Origin of the sequence: Bacteroides ndongoniae, from assembly GCF_900108345.1 — a bacterium.
In the GTDB taxonomy this organism is placed as follows: domain Bacteria; phylum Bacteroidota; class Bacteroidia; order Bacteroidales; family Bacteroidaceae; genus Bacteroides; species Bacteroides ndongoniae.
Genome location: NZ_FNVV01000014.1, coordinates 744,257 through 759,221, shown reverse-complemented (window position 1 = coordinate 759,221; position 14,965 = coordinate 744,257). Strand labels below are relative to the sequence as shown.

The following is a 14,965-nucleotide window of genomic DNA, read 5'->3' as shown; positions in this document are numbered from 1 at the left end:
AATAAATAGTAAAAGGATTGTTTTTTTCGATTCTTTTGCAGATTTTTGCGCCGAAATCAAAGGTAAAGAAATGAAATATACGTTCCGACTGTGGGCTTTTGTAGCCTTATTAATTCTGTTTCTGCCTGCCTCGGCGCAGCGCCGGAACTCTCGTTACAACGACTATATCAAGCAATATTCCGAACTGGCCATCGACCAGATGAACCGTTATAAGATTCCGGCCAGTATCACTTTGGCGCAAGGATTGCTGGAGAGCGGAGCGGGGCAGAGTGTGCTGGCCCGTAAAAGCAACAACCATTTCGGCATCAAGTGTCACAATACCTGGCGCGGTCGCAAAGTCTATCACGACGATGATGCCCGTGGCGAATGTTTCAGGGCTTATCGCAAGGTAGAGGACTCGTACGAAGATCACTCGAAATTCCTGAGGCAGGGTGCCCGCTATGCTTTCCTCTTCAAACTGAAGATTACCGACTACAAGGGCTGGGCAAAGGGGTTGAAGAAAGCGGGATATGCCACTGATCCGTCGTATGCCAACCGTCTGATTACCATTATCGAGGATTACGAGCTCTATAAGTACGACACCAAGGGCATGAGCAAGCGCGAGGCGCGTCGCTGGGAAAAGGAGCTGAAGAAGAAACCCTGGCTGGCCAATCCGCATCAGGTATATCTGGCCAACGGTCTGGCTTACGTCGTGGCACGCGACGGCGATACGTTCCGTCTGCTGGGCGGTGAGTTCGACATCAGCTGGAAGAAGCTGGTCGATTACAACGACCTGCATAAGGAGTACACCATCGAGGCGGGCGACATCATCTACCTGAAGAAGAAAAACAAGAAGGCGCAGAAACCTTATACGGTCCACATCGTGCGCGACGGTGAGTCCATGCACTCCATTGCCCAGAAGTACGGCATCCGGCTGAAGAACCTCTATAAGATGAACCGTAAGGATGTCGAAGAGTACGTTCCCGAGGTAGGCGACCGCCTGCGCCTGCGCTGACAACTGTCCTGCGGCTGTTGCGGGATAGTGGCGCAGGGAGGTTTTGGCTACAGTTCGTCTTCCAGCGGCATGTATGCGCAGTCGATGTTGTCCTGTTCGGGGATGCTGAAGTCTTTGTCGGCAAACAGGTCGGCCAGTCCCGAAATCTGTTTCAGGCGAAGCAGTTCGTCGCGGTCCATCCCGATGTGTTTCATAATCCACTGGTCGGACATGCCGGCTTTGTCCAGTTCGGCCACGATGTGACACATCAGTTCGATGTTGTGTGTGCCCCGGGCACGGTTGTGCCGGATGGTGGAAGCCATGCGGTTCGACAGGTCTTTGTCTATCACCACTACGGGTAACAGGCCTTTTTCGCGTTCGAATATCCGCCGCGAGGTTTTCATCACCTGGTAGCGGTGGTAGCCGTCCACCAGAATGTAGGTATCGGTTTCGCGGTCGTAATAGCAGACACAGGGCATGGTGAAACCGTCTTCCCAGATGGACAGTTCCAGCAGCCGCATTTCGGGTGGAGCTACTACGTTGGGATTGTAGTCGTTGGCCTGTACTTTCTCGATAGGTACGGCCTGTACGTTGTATACCGGGCTTGGACTTTCGTTCATAGGTGCATATTTTTAAATTGTTCCATAATCTTGTTGCGTTTGCGCACTTCTTCCTTGGTCAGCGAGAAGCCCATGTACTTGCAGGCATGGTCGTTCTTCAGAATGCAGATGCACATGCGTTTGTAGGTGGGTATTTCGCGGAACTCGGGGATGTCGATGTCGTCCAGATATTCCATCCGGACGGGTTTCTTGGTGGTCTTGTAATTGGTAGTCTCCATTACTTCGAAGTTCACTCCGGCTTCCTTGAGGCGCTGGATGGTTGTTTCGCTGAGGCATCCGCCCCGTGTGCGCCAGAATTCTATGCTGACGGTCAGTTTCCGCTGATAATTGCGCCGGGTTGGTTCGGGCAGGGTAGAGAGCAGGAATTGCATGAATTCTTTCCACGTGTATCCTTGCGGCAGGCGTATGCTTTGCCATCCCATGACGTGCGTACCTCCGTAGATGCCTGTGAAGTTCACTCCGTTGACGCGGCCTATCATCTTTCCCCACATGTCGGGGTCGATGGTCTTGTACAGGGAGAGGCTTTCCATCGCCTCGCACAGGAAGGGGCTGGCTACCCGTTGCCGTTCCAGATTGACGCCTGCCTTGTAGTAGAGGTCGTAAAGGCGGTTGTAGTCGAAGCGGAACTTACCGTTGGCTGTCCATACGTCGGTGGTTTTCCAGTCGTACAGGGGATAGGCATTGTAGACGTCGTTGCCGATGCGCGATGTCCAGCGATAGTTGTGGTACATGTGTATTTTGCGGTTCAGGTGGATGCTGCGCCAGCGGTTCAGGCTTTCCTGTGTGCGGATGCCTATCAGGAAGCAGGAGCGTACGGCGTCTTTCCGAGCGTGCAGCCACTTGGCAAAGTGCATCTGAAATTCGTAGTCCCACATCTTTTCGTAGTAGAAGGGGAAGTCGCTCCGGGTGTAGCAGTCGGCGGGCATGGGGCGCACCCAGATGTCTTTCATCCGTTCGTCCCACGGCCGCCAGAAGCTCTGGTACATGGATGTGCAGGTGGGCACGCGGAAGGGCACACAGATGCGGTACACTTCCAGAATGTCGCGGTTGGCCTCCAGGATGCGGTTCACGAAGTCGATGGTATGGGTGTACTGTATTTCGTAGTCCATGTGGAATACGCAGATTTTCCGGTTCAGGCGGTTCCGCCGCACGTAGTCGATGCAGAGGTTCAGCAGCAGTCCGCTGTCCTTTCCACCCGAGAAGGATACGCACACGTTGTCAAAGTCTCTGAAGATCATTGCAAGCCGTTCCTGAGTCAGTTCGTAGACGTTTTTATTGTTTTTCATGGAGTCTTTCTTTAATCTTTCCTCATCCGGACGTAGCGTGTCCATTTTTTCTCGACGACGAATGCTTGTCCCTCGAACACATCGGCATCGTCCAGCAACGCTACCGCATACAGGGGCAGGCTGCCGGCCGTGTCTTCCGCAATCTGCTTTAGCAGGGCTTCCAGCACGGGTGCCGCCTTGCCTTCGATGTAGTAGTTGTTGATGACGTAGCCGTTTTTTTTCTGCTCCAGTGGCACGAAGCCCACCACATGTTTCTCCTCCCGGGCTATGTACCATGTGTAGCTTTCCGATGTACGGAAGGGGTAGTTGTTGTTCTGCTTCAGCACTTTGGGATTCATCACCAAGGGGCCTACCAGTGGATAGAGCCTTTCGTCCGTTCCGTCCAGTTTTGTAATTTCCATCATATTCTGTTTGCGCTTATTGGGCTTTAAAAGTAAGGCTTTTCGGGGTTGTGTCGCTATTCCCTTAGTGAAAATTAACAATGAGCTGCTTTCTGATGTGCTCCAGACCACCAGCATCGAGATGCTTGATGCGGTATCGTTTTTGAATGTCGGCAACCTCGTCAGGAAAAGCATGTGGAGGGAACGGGCAAAACTCCCCGGGTTTTGTCGGAAAACTCCCCGGGTTTGCAAACGAAACTCCTCGGATTTTGTCGGAAAACTCCTCGGGTTTTGTGAGAAAAGTCCTCGGGTTTTCCATCGTTTTAAAGCTGCATAGGCGATGCCGTCAGCCGTTTCGTCTCATCTGCAGGGGCGACATCCCCGTCTGCTTCCTGAAGAAGGTGCCGAAGTAGGAAGGGTTGGGGAAGTTCAGTTCTTCGGAGATTTCGAGGACGGACTTCTGTGTGTTCTTCAGCAGGGAGATGGCTTCGCGGACGATGGCCTTGAACACGAGTTCCTGCACGGTGTAGCCGCTGACGGCTTTGGACAGGTTGGACAGGTACTTGGGCGAGAGGCAGAGCTTGTCGGCATAGAACTCGACGCCGCGTTCGTTGCGGAAGTTCTGTTCGATGAGGGCGACGAGGCGGATGAAGGTCTCGTCCTTGTGGCTCACGGCGTCGCGGCGGTTGACGAGCTTGCGGCTGTAGATGCCGCACAGGCGGTAGGTCAGTCCGATGAGCAGCAGTTTCTGTTCGAACGTGTTGAACAGCTCCTGTCCGTGCATCAGGGTGTTGTCTAACAGGGCGATGTAGCGCAACAGCTCTTCTTCCTCGCCGGTGTGCCACACGTAGCACGTCTCGGCCGACAGCTCGGTGTAGGGGTACATGGACAAGGCCAGGTTGCCCATGATGTCGCGTATGGGCTCGATGTGGTAGGCAAAGATGACCACGGCCAAGTCGTCGGTGTGGGCTGTGACCTTGATGGTGGCGTTTTCGGGAACGAAGAGCGTCTGGCCTTCGTGGGCGGTGAAGTCGCGGCCGTTCAGACGGAAGTCGAAGCTGCCCCGGCGGCACAGCATCAAGCACAGGCCACATAGGCGGTAGGAGCGGCGCAGGGAAGCGGGAAAGGCAGTCAGTATGCCTTCGGAACTGCAGATAAGTTGGTTGGCTTGAAGTGCCTGTTCGAGCCTTTGCAGGCGGTCTTCTTCGTTCATGGGGCGGTTCATAATGGTTATACGGGGGCTAAGTTAGTGAAAAATATTGGTTGGTTCACCACGGAGAGCGGTGTAGAGACGCAAAATTTTGCGCCTCTATCACACGCAACGGCTGCGCGTTGACAGGGAAGCTCGCTGGAAGACGCAAAATTTTGCGTCTCTACGAGATATGGGTATTTGTAGTGATTCGCCTTTTGCGATAGGGCATCACCATCACCAGCACGGCGCAACCCATGCAGGCATAGAGCGTCCAGCCGGACATCTCCTTGACCGATGCCAGCGTGGCCTGTACCTGCACCTTGCCTTTGGCCGACAGGGCAGCCATCTGTTCGGCCTCCTGACGGCTCTTGCCCTGTAGCATCATGCCCCGGACGGTGGCGGTGTAGCTGGCGGCGGTTTCGGGCGACGTCAGGTCGGCATCGTGAGCCAGGCGGGTGATGTAGTGCTGTTGGCGTTGCTGCATCACGTTGGTGTAGAGGGCGGTGCCGACGGCCGGGCCGAGCATCATGCGCACGGTCAGCATGATGCAGATCCACGTGGACAGATACTTGTAGGGCATGCGCTGGTTGGCCAGTACAGCGGTCAGCGAGTAGAGCAGCATCATGCCCGTGGCGCGGATGATGACCGGATACTTCATGCGCTCGTACAGTCCGGCCGTCTGCACCTCGAAGTACATGAACAGGGCCGACAGACCGATGAAGACAAAGCCCAAGGCGAAGAGATACTTCAGGTGTACGCCCCGTTTGCCCAGCGCGATGGCTACGACGGCGCCGATGAAGTAGCCCAGGATGGCCCAGTTGTTCAGTGCGGCGTTCTGCCAGTTGTCTATCTTCATGCCCACGCCGGTGAACACGTTAACGAACAGGGCGCTGGAGTTCAGCACCATCAGCAGCAGGAAAAGCAGGATGCCTGTGCGGATGGTGCGCAGGCGGAACACGTCCATCAGGAAGTAGGGCGAACGGTGTGTGGACTCCATATAGACGAACAGCCCGGTGAACAGGAGGGCGGCCGCCGTGGCCCAGCGGATGGTGGGGGCGTCGTACCAGTCGAGCACCTTGCCATAGACCAGCACATAGACCACCGACGTGCACATGGCACAGAAGATGACCACGCTGCCGAACTTGCGGAAATTGATGGGGAAGCGTCGGCCGGGATAGCGGTGGTAGGGCATGGTGACGAAGATGACGAGGATGGCAACCAGTGTCATGCCCATCATGTAGTAATAGACGTACTGCCACTCGTACTCGTAAGCCAACCAGGCGGTGAGCGAGGTTCCTATCTGTCCCAGTATCATGAAGAACAGATAGATGGTGGGCATGCTGACGCTCTTCTCGCTGTCCAAGCGATCCCAACCTTCGGCATCGCGGGGCTCGTTGCCGGGCGTGATGTTGCGCGTAGCCTCCATGCCGAAGGCGTATTTGATGAGGGTGAAGAGATTCACCATCATCAGCACCATGCGCAGAAAGCCCATGATGAGGCTGCACAGGGCAAGGAGGAAAACACTGTCGGTACGTGTGCACACGTAGCTCAGGGCGTACATCGCGGCAAAGCCTGTAAGGCACATCATCTTTTCGCGGCGGATGCACACTAATTCGTAGAAAAAGGGCGAGAAGGCTGCCATGCCGATGGAGGTAAGGAAGCCGACAAACTGGATATGCTCGGACTGAATGCCCAGCCCACTCATCATCTCGCCGCTGTTGGCGGTATAGACACCGCCCACAGTGAGGATGGGGATAAAGAGCAGCACCAGTATCAGGATGCCTAAAGGTTTGGGCACCCAGTTGTAGAACGGATAGTTTTTGGGATAGGAAGACATAAGGAAATGAAGAATGAAGAATTAAGAATGAAGAATTTTGGGAAATGAAGAATCTTTGAAAATGAAGAATTAAGAATTAAGAATGAAGAATTTTTTTTAATGAAGAATGTCACGTTCCGCATGGAAATTCTTCATTCTTCATTCTTCGTTCTTCATTTAACCGTCTTTACCACCACCATCATCCCGGCGGCCAGTCGTTCGTTGTCCTCGCGGCTCAGGTGGTCGAAGTCGATGCGGACGGGGATGCGCTGCTGTATCTTCACGAAGTTGCCGGCGGAGTTGTCGGTGGGCACGAGCGAGTACTTGGAACCGGTGGCACCCGAGATGGCGGTGATGCGTCCGGTGAATTCCTTGCCTTTGACGGCATCCACCCGGATGCGTACCTGCTGGCCGATGGCGAGGTTCTCCACCTGCGTTTCCTTGTAGTTGGCTACAATCCACTTTTGCGTGTCGGGCACGATGTAAGTGATGGTCTGTCCGGCACCGATGAACTGGCCTTCTTCCAGTGCGCGGCGACCTAACTTGCCGTCGCAGGGAGCGGTCACTACACAGTACGACAGGTTGAGGCGGGCCATGTCGAGGGCAGCCTGTGCACGCTGGATGGAGGCTTCGATGTTCTGACGGCGTTGCGATACTTCGTTCACACCCGAACGGGCTGCCTTCTGCTGGCGCTGCAGAGCATCGAGCTTCTTGCGGGTGGCTTCGTATTCGGTCTCAATCTGTTCTAATTGGATAGGAGTGGCGGCATTCCGCTTCAGCAGGTTGGCGTAGCGCTGGCGGTCTTTCTCCAGTTTGGCCAGACGGATTTCCACTTCGGCGATGGAGGCTTCGAACACCGATGCGTTGTTTCGGGTGGTCTGCAAGGTGGCATCCATGACGGTGGCACCGGCCATAGCATCCTTCAGGGCGGCTTCGGCTTCCATCACGCGGATGCGATATTCGCGGTCGTCCAGTATCAGCAAGGTGTCGCCCTTGCGTACGTTCTGGTGTTCGGTGAAGCAGATCTTCTGGATGTAGCCCGATGCGCGCAGGTTGACGGGCGAAATGTACTGTTCCACTTGGGCGTCGTTGCTGGTCTCGGTGTTCTTGTAGTCCAGAAAGAGGATGGCTGCCTGCACCACTCCCCAGGCGAGGACGGCAATGCCCAGCAGGCTGGCTATACGTTGACGACGGCGCATTTTGCGCAGTTTTTTGGCTTTTTCTTGTAAAGTGTTATTCGTTTCCATGATGTTTATATGATTTTGAATGTTGTTTTTAAGTTAGTTGACAAGTTGACGAGGCTTCAGGCAACGAGGGGGTTGGGTTAGTTGACGAGTTGACGAGGCTTCAGGCAACAAGGACATTCCTTATTCCCTTGTTAACTTGTTAACTCGTCAACTCGTTCCCTCGTCTCCTCCTATTCCAGTAGGCTTTCCGTTTGTCCAGTCAGCTTCAGCAGGGTCAGGTTGGTGACGCGGTAGTTGTAGTGGGCGCTGATGTAGTTGTTCTGCGCCTCGCTCATGCGCATCTCGTCCTGTAGGACTTCGGTCATCGAGGCAATGCCTTCGCGGTAGCGGTCGGTGGTCACTTCGTAGACCTCCTCGGCCAGGCGGTAGTTGTCCTTTTGTTTCACGAAGTTGCGGTGGTTGTTCATCAGGTCGTTCGTGGCGTTCAGGTACTGCGTTTCGAGGTTCTTCTGCATGTTCTCCTGATTCAGGCGGATGTTTTCGATGTCAATCTTCGCTTTCCGCAGTTTCGAGCGTTTGTCCAATCCGTCGAAGATGGGGATTCTCAGCGTCAGGCCGATGCCGTTGGAGTCGTACCAGTGGTTGGACGGGCCGGAATGGAACCAATTCTTGGCCTTATCCGTGTAGGCCGAGTACATCCAGTTGGCGGTCAGGCTGAGCGAAGGTAAGTACCCTTGGCTAATCATCCGTTTCTGCCGTTCGGCCAGTTCGCCTTGCGAGCGGAGCAGTTGCAGTTCGTACTGATTGGTGTCCAGTCCGGTCAGTTCGGCAGTCCGGATGTTTTCGGTGTCCACAGGCTCCAGGGCGATGTCGGCGTTGGCGGGATAGTCCATGACGTACTTCAGCAGGTTGAGCTGTTGGGTCAGCATGGCTTGGGCGTTGTCATATTGCACCTGCATGTTCTCCAAGTTGATGTTGACGCGCTTCAGGTCCACTTCCATCGCCATGCCGTTGTCGTAGAAGGCTTGGGTGATGTCGCGCAGTTCGCGCAGGCGGCCGATGTTCTCCCGGACGATGCCTATCTGTTCGGCAGTGCTTTGTCCCAGGTAGTACATCCTGGCTATCTGTAGGATGAGGTCTTCGCGTGCCTTTTCGTAGGTCAGCCGGTTGATGTTGTCCAGCGTGCGGGCAATGTCCACTGCCGTGTAGGCGGTCTGGTTGTAGAGCGGCATCTGCAGTTGCAGGCCTGCGCTGGCGTTGTACTGCAGGGTCTTCGTCACGTTGTACGGGTTGCCGTAGGCCGAGCCGTCGGTCACCGATACGGGCGGGTTGAAGTTGTCGTTGAAGGAGGCTACAGCATTGATTTGCGGTAACAGTTTGGCGCGGTTCTCGCTGATGGCGTGACGGCCTTTGCACACCTCGTTCTGCTTGGTCTGCAGTCCGAGGTTGTTCTCGATGCCTATCCGGATGCATTGCCCTAAAGATAGTATTTCCTGGGCTTCTGCACTCCCTATGAGCAGACAGGCAAATGTAAATGTGAACAATTTCTTTATCATAGCTTTCTTTTGTTATTTGTTGCAAAGATAGATGGTTATGCTGGTAGTATGACGTCTATATTTCTTCTACGAATGTTCATATTTTTGCTTTTGTTCATATTTTCCCCGGTACTGCACTCGTTTCGTCCCTTTACAGCTATGGATTCAGGTTCCGGTATTCACTTTGGAAGGCTTTAGGATGGTGCAAGTGTTCGGAATAGATTATCCAAAAGTGTACACAGTGTTCGGAATCGGACACTGTGTATTTTCTTGGTTTTGTTGTAAATCAGTAAGTTGCGTTTTTGGCACGTATTTCGTAGGAAAAGGGTGTAAGTCTTTTCAGATTGTCCGTTTCCGTCAGCCGGAAAGGAAAATCAGACAGAAAAGTAAAAGCAAGGAAAATAAGAACAATATAATATATAAGGTATGGATAGAGAAATTCCGAAAGAAGTGCGCCGCAAGGAGCGCAACAAAAGGTGGATGCGCTACGGCATCGCAGGAGCGTCGGGCGTGGTAGTCATCAGTGTACTCATCTCGCTGATGCGGACGGGAGTGAAGGAGAAGGACCTCGTCTTTTCGCAAGTGGACCGGGGAACCATTGAGGTCAGTGTCAGTGCCTCGGGCAAGGTGGTGCCGGCGTTCGAGGAAATCATCAACTCGCCCATCAATACCCGCATCCTCGAAGTCTATAAGAAAGGTGGCGACAGCGTGGACGTGGGCACGCCCATCCTGAAGCTGGACCTGCAGAGTGCCGAGACCGAATACAAGAAACAGCTGGACGAGGAGCAGATGCGCACCTACAAGCTGCAGCAGTTGCAGGTGAACAACGAGACCAAACTGAAAGATCTGGCCATGCAGATCAAGGTGTCCGAGATGAAGCTGAACCGCATGAAGGTGGAGTTGCGCAACGAGCAGTATCTCGACAGTCTCGGTTCGGGTACCACCGACAAGGTACGTCAGGCCGAACTGAGTGTCAACGTGGCCCAGCTGGAACTGGAACAGCTGCGCCAGCAGTACGAAAACGAACAGGAGGTGCTGGCAGCCGAATACAAGGTGCAGGAACTGGACCTGAGCATCTTCCGCAAGAGCCTGGCCGAAACCAAGCGTACGCTGGACGACGCACAGGTACGTTCGCCCCGCAAGGCCATCCTTACCTATATCAATAACCAGATTGGTGCGCAGGTGGGAGAGGGCACACAGATAGCCGTCATCAGCGACCTGAGCCACTTCAAGGTAGAGGGCGAGATAGCCGATACCTACGGCGACCGTGTGGCAGCCGGCGGACGGGCCATCGTGAAGATAGGCAGCGAGAAGCTGGAAGGGCAGGTGAGCAGTGTCACTCCGCTTTCGAAGAACGGTGTCATCTCCTTCACCGTGCAGCTGGAGGACGACAGCAACCGCCGCCTGCGTTCGGGCCTGAAGACAGACGTCTACGTGATGAACGCCGTGAAGGAAGACGTGATGCGCGTGGCCAATGCTTCGTACTATGTGGGCCGTGGCGAGTACGAACTCTTTGTGCGCGACGGCGAAGGTCAGCTTGTGAAGCGCAAGGTGCAACTGGGCGACTCCAACTTCGAGTATGTCGAAGTGGTTTCGGGGCTCCAGCCGGGCGACCAGGTGGTGGTGAGCGACATGAGCCAATATAAGAACAAGAACAAACTGAAACTGAAGAAATGAGAGTTGACGAGTGAACAAGTTGACAAGACAAGTCCTTGTGGTCTGAAGCCTCGTCCCCTTGTCAACTTCCTTGTCAACTAAAACAGATAAACATTATGCTGAAAAACTACTTCAAACAAGCCTGGACCCTGATGCGGCAGAACCGCCTCTTCACGGGTATCTACGTGGTGGGCACGGGTTTGTCCATCGCGTTGGTGATGACGCTGTTCATCATCTTCTACGTCAAGTTCGGGCCCGTCTACCCCGAGTATAACCGCGACCGCACGCTGGTGGTGAAGCCCGTGAAGCGCTATCCCAAGGGCAAGCCCGAGAACTGGAACATCTACGGCGGCGTGGCCTACTATGTGGTGGACCAGATGCTGCCGGGGCTGCCTCATGTGGAGCGGGTGGCGGGCAGTATGATTGATTTCTGGGAGAATTACCAGGTGTCCGCCACGGACGTAAAGCCCTTCAAAGCTACTCCCCGTTTTGCCAACGGCGCTTTCTGGAAAGTCTTTTCCTTCCGTTTTGTTGACGGCCAGCCATTCACGCAGGAAGATGTGGAGGCCAAAGCGCAAGTGGCCGTCATCGGTGAGTCGATGGCCAAGCGGTTGTTTGCCGCCGTCGAGGGAGTGACGGGCAGGCACTTCGCCTTCAACGGGCGCGACTACCGCGTGTGTGGCGTGGTGCGGGATGTTTCCAATGCCACACCCGAAACGGCAGGCGACCTGTGGCTGCCCTTGCTCAATGCGCAGTATATCTCCAAGGAGCTGGACAGGCAGGGATTGCTGGGCAATGTGTTTGTGTCGCTGCTGGTGGACGATGCGGAGAACTTCGAAACCGTGCGCAGCGAGGTGCAGGATGTGTTCCGGCGCTTCTCCCTGCAGGACAAGGACTATGAATACGACCTGATGGGGCAGCCCGACCCTTACTGGCTCAGCACTTTCCGCCAGGATGTGGAGAAGGCGCCCGACACGATGGAACTGGCCAAGGATTTTCTCTACATTCTGCTGGCACTACTCTTCATCCCTGCCTTGAATCTGAGTGGCATGATTTCCTCGCGTATGGACAGCCGCATTGCCGAGCTGGGCATCCGTAAGGCCTATGGGGCTACGCGCCGCCGCCTGCTGGAGCAGGTGCTCTGCGAGAACCTGTTGCTCACGCTGCTGGGCGGTCTGGCAGGCCTGTTGTTCTCCTACCTGATTGTGTTGACGGCCAGCGACTGGATTCTGACGCTGTTCGACAAGAACATCTACGACACTTCGCTCTCCACGTCGCTTACGCCCGAGATGCTGTTCAATCCCGCCGTGTTCGGCTGCGCGCTGGCCGTGTGTGTGGTGCTCAATGTGGTGTCGGCCCTCGTGCCCGCGCTGGGGGCAATGCGCCACCCGATTATGGAATCATTGAATACGAAAAGATAAAATCTCATGCTTCAAACCATCTTACATCAACTATGGAACCAGCGTCGTCAGAACGCCTGGATATTTCTGGAACTGCTGGTCGTCAGTTTCTTCCTTTGGACCGTTATCGACCCTATCTATGTATTGACTGCCAACCATGCCATCGACCGGGGCTACAATCCCGAAGGACTTTACGTGGTGAACATCGGCATGTACGACGAGACGAACGGCCACTTCGACCCCGACATGGCTTCCGACTCGATGAACCTGGTGGCCTACACGCGCCTGGCCCGCATCGTGCGCGAGCAGCCCGAAGTGGACAGCTGGGCCATTGCCGGTAATCAAAGTTTCCCTTGTAGCAACTCGTGGAGCGGTACGCAAATCTATGCCGATACCGCCTCTTTGCACAAAAGGGAAGGTTTCGTACATGCCCAGTCTTATTGCTTTGTGGCAACCGATGGCAGCAATATGCTTCATACCTATGGCATGAAGGATGCCCGTACGGGTGGTGACATCCAGGTGCCTGAACAGGTGGAAGACAAGGCATTCATCTCCGAACGGCTGGCTCAGCGCCTGTTCGGTACGGCCGATGTCGTGGGGAAGAAAGTCTATCAGGGCGAGGACGCTTTGGAGGTAGCGGGTGTATTCCGTGACTTCAAGCACCGCGACTACGAGCAGCCTTATCCGCTCATTGTCACCATGTACAGCGAAATGTATGGAAGCCCGTATATGCCGTGGTGGTACAATTTTGTTATCCGTCTGAAGCCGGGTGTGGACGTATCGGCCTTCAAACAGCGTTTCCAGCAGGAAGTGGCACCGCAACTCTCCGTCGGCAACTTCTATTTCGACAGCCTGAAGGAATTCTCGGAGCTGAGCGAGGACTATGCCATGAAGAGCGGTGTCACCAACAAGCTCCGCCTGCAATACGCCCTGACGGGTTTCGCCCTGCTCTGCATCTTCCTGGGCATGGTGGGCACCTTCTGGATACGCAGCAACGCCCGTCGCGGCGAGATTGGAGTGATGCGCAGTATGGGCGCTTCGCAAGGGTGCATCGTGCGGCAGTTCCTCCTCGAGGCCTGGCTGTTGCTGACGATAGCCTTCGTGCTGGTCATCCCCTTCCTGTTCTATCATGCACACGCCAACGGCCTGTACACGGTAGAGATGAATGACAAGTTCGTGCCCAATCCCGCCTACGGGCAAAACCGTTTCGGCTTCCACTTCACCGTGGTGTTGGCTCTTAGTTACGTTGTTCTGATGTTGATAGCGCTGGTCGGAACGTATATTCCTGTGCGCCGTGCGGCACGTGCGCTGCCGGTGGAGGCGTTGAGGGAAGAATAAAGCCTCACCCCTAACCCCTCTCCCAAGGAGAGGGAAATTAAGAATGATAGAAATAATAGAAATATATATAATGTAATAAATAACCGGTCATATCTTTCCTCCCCTCTCCTTGGGAGAGGGGCTGGGGGTGAGGCCATAAATTATCATGCTGAAGACCTATTTCAAACAAGCCCTTGCGTTGTTCAGGCAGAACCGCCTGTTCAGTACGCTCTACATTGCCGGCACAGGGCTGGCTATTGCCATGACGGTTGTGATGGCGGTGGTTTACTATGTGAAGCTGGCACCTGTGTATCCCGAGGTAAACCGGGAAAATACGTTGTATCTGACTCATGCCAGTTTTCGTTCGGAGGGATATACCGTTCAGGCTGGACTGTCGTTTCAGGCTGTGCAGGAGTGGATGTATCCGTTAAAGAACGTAGAGGCAGTTTCTGCCATTGTGGACTATGGCATGGATGAATCCTTTTACATACAGCCAACCGATTTGAGCGGTGACTTTAAAGTGGCTTTAAAGCTTACAGATCCAGCCTTTTTCCGCATCTACTCATTCCACTTTTTGGAAGGAAATCCTTTCACCGATTCCGATTTGGCAAGTGGCATCCATACGGCTGTGATCTCCGATGACCTGGCGCGTCGTCTGTTCGGTACGACCCAAAATGTTGTCGGACGTTCGTTTTCGTTGGATTATGTCAACTATCGTGTGTGCGGCGTTGTACGCGGTGCCAGCTATCTCACCTCGAAGTCGTATGCTCAGGTCTATTTGCCTTATTCGGTTTTCGGAAATTATACGAAACCGTATTCAGACAAGTTCCCGTATAGTGGCATTTTCTCCGTCACTTTTCTTGTGAAGGACAAGGCACAGGCTGATGCTTTGCGGGCAGAAATCAGAGACCTGACGAGGCGGGTGAACCTGCAGTACAAGGATCAGTGGCAGTTGGAGTTGTGGAAGCAGCCAACTTCGCACTGGCTCAGTGTTTTCCAAAGTCATCCATCGGATGCAGGTTTCAATCCTTGGAAGACGGCGGGTTATCTGATCGTCGTGGTACTGGTGTTGCTATTGGTGCCTGCCCTCAACCTGAGCGGACTTATTGCCAGTCGTATGGAGAGCCGCTTGCCCGAGATGGGAGTACGTAAGTCGTTTGGCGCAGGACGCAACATACTGCTTTCGCAAGTGATGTGGGAAAACTTCTTCCTGACACTGGCCGGTGGTCTGCTGGGATTGGTATTGGCGTGGATCGTTGTCTATGTAGGACGTGAATGGGTTTTCACGTTGCTCGACCAGTGGCCCGAAGCTGTGCCGCAAGGTGTCGATGCCTATGTATCGGGCGAGATGCTTTTTGCACCTGCCGTCTTTGTCATCGCCTTCCTGCTCTGCCTGGCACTGAACCTTCTGTCGGCCCTTCTGCCGGCGTGGATGTCGCTCCGCAAACCGATTGTGTATTCGCTGTATGAAAAAAGATAATTATTTAATGAAGAATGAAGAATTAAGAATGAAGAATTGCCATGCGGATGCTGACATTGACATTCCTCATTCGTATAAATTCTTCATTCCTCATTTCTATAAATTCCTCATTCGTATAAATTC

Annotated in this window: 13 protein-coding genes; 5 read left to right on the top strand and 8 right to left on the bottom strand. The window is 54.2% G+C overall.

Annotated features, from left to right (window positions below):
- Positions 1 to 70: 70 nt before the first annotated feature.
- Complete coding sequence (locus BQ5591_RS14155) at positions 71 to 994, top strand: glucosaminidase domain-containing protein (protein ID WP_022163974.1); 924 nt, start codon at positions 71 to 73, stop codon at positions 992 to 994.
- A gap of 47 nt (positions 995 to 1,041) precedes the next feature.
- On the opposite strand, the gene BQ5591_RS14150 is transcribed toward BQ5591_RS14155, so the two are convergent.
- The 8 genes from BQ5591_RS14150 to BQ5591_RS14115 all read right to left on the bottom strand — a co-directional run bounded on the left by BQ5591_RS14150 (position 1,042) and on the right by BQ5591_RS14115 (position 9,010).
- Entirely contained in the window at positions 1,042 to 1,593 is a 552-nt protein-coding gene (locus BQ5591_RS14150; RefSeq protein WP_071149845.1) for an IbrB-like domain-containing protein, read from the bottom strand.
- On the bottom strand, positions 1,590 to 2,879 hold the full coding sequence (locus BQ5591_RS14145; protein ID WP_071149844.1) for a DUF3440 domain-containing protein: 1,290 nt from the start codon (positions 2,877 to 2,879) through the stop codon (positions 1,590 to 1,592). Before BQ5591_RS14145 ends, BQ5591_RS14150 begins: the two co-directional genes overlap by 4 nt.
- A gap of 11 nt (positions 2,880 to 2,890) precedes the next feature.
- Positions 2,891 to 3,283: a hypothetical protein gene (locus BQ5591_RS14140; RefSeq protein WP_071149843.1), complete on the bottom strand. Its 393-nt coding sequence runs from the start codon at positions 3,281 to 3,283 to the stop codon at positions 2,891 to 2,893.
- A gap of 61 nt (positions 3,284 to 3,344) precedes the next feature.
- Complete coding sequence (locus BQ5591_RS14135; protein WP_071149842.1) at positions 3,345 to 3,578, bottom strand: hypothetical protein; 234 nt, start codon at positions 3,576 to 3,578, stop codon at positions 3,345 to 3,347.
- A gap of 27 nt (positions 3,579 to 3,605) precedes the next feature.
- A complete protein-coding gene (locus tag BQ5591_RS14130; RefSeq protein ID WP_071150738.1) occupies positions 3,606 to 4,472 on the bottom strand; it encodes a helix-turn-helix domain-containing protein in 867 nt (288 codons plus the stop codon).
- Between the two features lie 160 nt (positions 4,473 to 4,632).
- Positions 4,633 to 6,288, bottom strand: a complete 1,656-nt coding sequence (locus tag BQ5591_RS14125; protein WP_071149841.1) for an MFS transporter — start codon at positions 6,286 to 6,288, stop codon at positions 4,633 to 4,635.
- Positions 6,289 to 6,440: 152 nt separating this feature from the next.
- Positions 6,441 to 7,514, bottom strand: coding sequence for an HlyD family secretion protein (locus tag BQ5591_RS14120; protein ID WP_071149840.1), 1,074 nt, complete (start codon positions 7,512 to 7,514; stop codon positions 6,441 to 6,443).
- Positions 7,515 to 7,684: 170 nt separating this feature from the next.
- A complete protein-coding gene (locus BQ5591_RS14115) occupies positions 7,685 to 9,010 on the bottom strand; it encodes a TolC family protein (protein WP_071149839.1) in 1,326 nt (441 codons plus the stop codon).
- Between the two features lie 405 nt (positions 9,011 to 9,415).
- Between BQ5591_RS14115 and BQ5591_RS14110 the strand changes: the two genes are divergently transcribed.
- The 4 genes from BQ5591_RS14110 to BQ5591_RS14095 all read left to right on the top strand — a co-directional run bounded on the left by BQ5591_RS14110 (position 9,416) and on the right by BQ5591_RS14095 (position 14,842).
- The gene (locus BQ5591_RS14110) at positions 9,416 to 10,666 is read left to right on the top strand and encodes an efflux RND transporter periplasmic adaptor subunit (RefSeq protein ID WP_071149838.1); all 1,251 of its coding nucleotides are present in this window, start codon (positions 9,416 to 9,418) and stop codon (positions 10,664 to 10,666) included.
- Between the two features lie 95 nt (positions 10,667 to 10,761).
- Positions 10,762 to 12,066, top strand: a complete 1,305-nt coding sequence (locus BQ5591_RS14105) for an ABC transporter permease (RefSeq protein ID WP_071149837.1) — start codon at positions 10,762 to 10,764, stop codon at positions 12,064 to 12,066.
- A 6-nt stretch (positions 12,067 to 12,072) separates the two neighbouring features.
- A complete protein-coding gene (locus tag BQ5591_RS14100) occupies positions 12,073 to 13,383 on the top strand; it encodes an ABC transporter permease (protein ID WP_071149836.1) in 1,311 nt (436 codons plus the stop codon).
- A 145-nt stretch (positions 13,384 to 13,528) separates the two neighbouring features.
- Positions 13,529 to 14,842 (top strand): ABC transporter permease, encoded by a 1,314-nt coding sequence (locus BQ5591_RS14095; RefSeq protein ID WP_071149835.1) that lies wholly within the window; start codon positions 13,529 to 13,531, stop codon positions 14,840 to 14,842.
- The last annotated feature ends 123 nt before the right edge of the window (positions 14,843 to 14,965 follow it).

Excerpts from the sequence above, each read along its gene's own strand:
- BQ5591_RS14100 (WP_071149836.1), top strand. The coding sequence starts at position 12,073 with ATGCTTCAAACCATCTTACATCAACTATGGAACCAGCGTCGTCAGAAC.
- BQ5591_RS14130 (WP_071150738.1), bottom strand. The coding sequence starts at position 4,472 with ATGAACGAAGAAGACCGCCTGCAAAGGCTCGAACAGGCACTTCAAGCC.
- BQ5591_RS14155 (WP_022163974.1), top strand. The coding sequence starts at position 71 with ATGAAATATACGTTCCGACTGTGGGCTTTTGTAGCCTTATTAATTCTG.
- BQ5591_RS14115 (WP_071149839.1), bottom strand. The coding sequence starts at position 9,010 with ATGATAAAGAAATTGTTCACATTTACATTTGCCTGTCTGCTCATAGGG.
- BQ5591_RS14145 (WP_071149844.1), bottom strand. The coding sequence starts at position 2,879 with ATGAAAAACAATAAAAACGTCTACGAACTGACTCAGGAACGGCTTGCA.
- BQ5591_RS14140 (WP_071149843.1), bottom strand. The coding sequence starts at position 3,283 with ATGATGGAAATTACAAAACTGGACGGAACGGACGAAAGGCTCTATCCA.
- BQ5591_RS14150 (WP_071149845.1), bottom strand. The coding sequence starts at position 1,593 with ATGAACGAAAGTCCAAGCCCGGTATACAACGTACAGGCCGTACCTATC.
- BQ5591_RS14110 (WP_071149838.1), top strand. The coding sequence starts at position 9,416 with ATGGATAGAGAAATTCCGAAAGAAGTGCGCCGCAAGGAGCGCAACAAA.
- BQ5591_RS14125 (WP_071149841.1), bottom strand. The coding sequence starts at position 6,288 with ATGTCTTCCTATCCCAAAAACTATCCGTTCTACAACTGGGTGCCCAAA.
- BQ5591_RS14105 (WP_071149837.1), top strand. The coding sequence starts at position 10,762 with ATGCTGAAAAACTACTTCAAACAAGCCTGGACCCTGATGCGGCAGAAC.
- BQ5591_RS14135 (WP_071149842.1), bottom strand. The coding sequence starts at position 3,578 with ATGGAAAACCCGAGGACTTTTCTCACAAAACCCGAGGAGTTTTCCGAC.
- BQ5591_RS14120 (WP_071149840.1), bottom strand. The coding sequence starts at position 7,514 with ATGGAAACGAATAACACTTTACAAGAAAAAGCCAAAAAACTGCGCAAA.
- BQ5591_RS14095 (WP_071149835.1), top strand. The coding sequence starts at position 13,529 with ATGCTGAAGACCTATTTCAAACAAGCCCTTGCGTTGTTCAGGCAGAAC.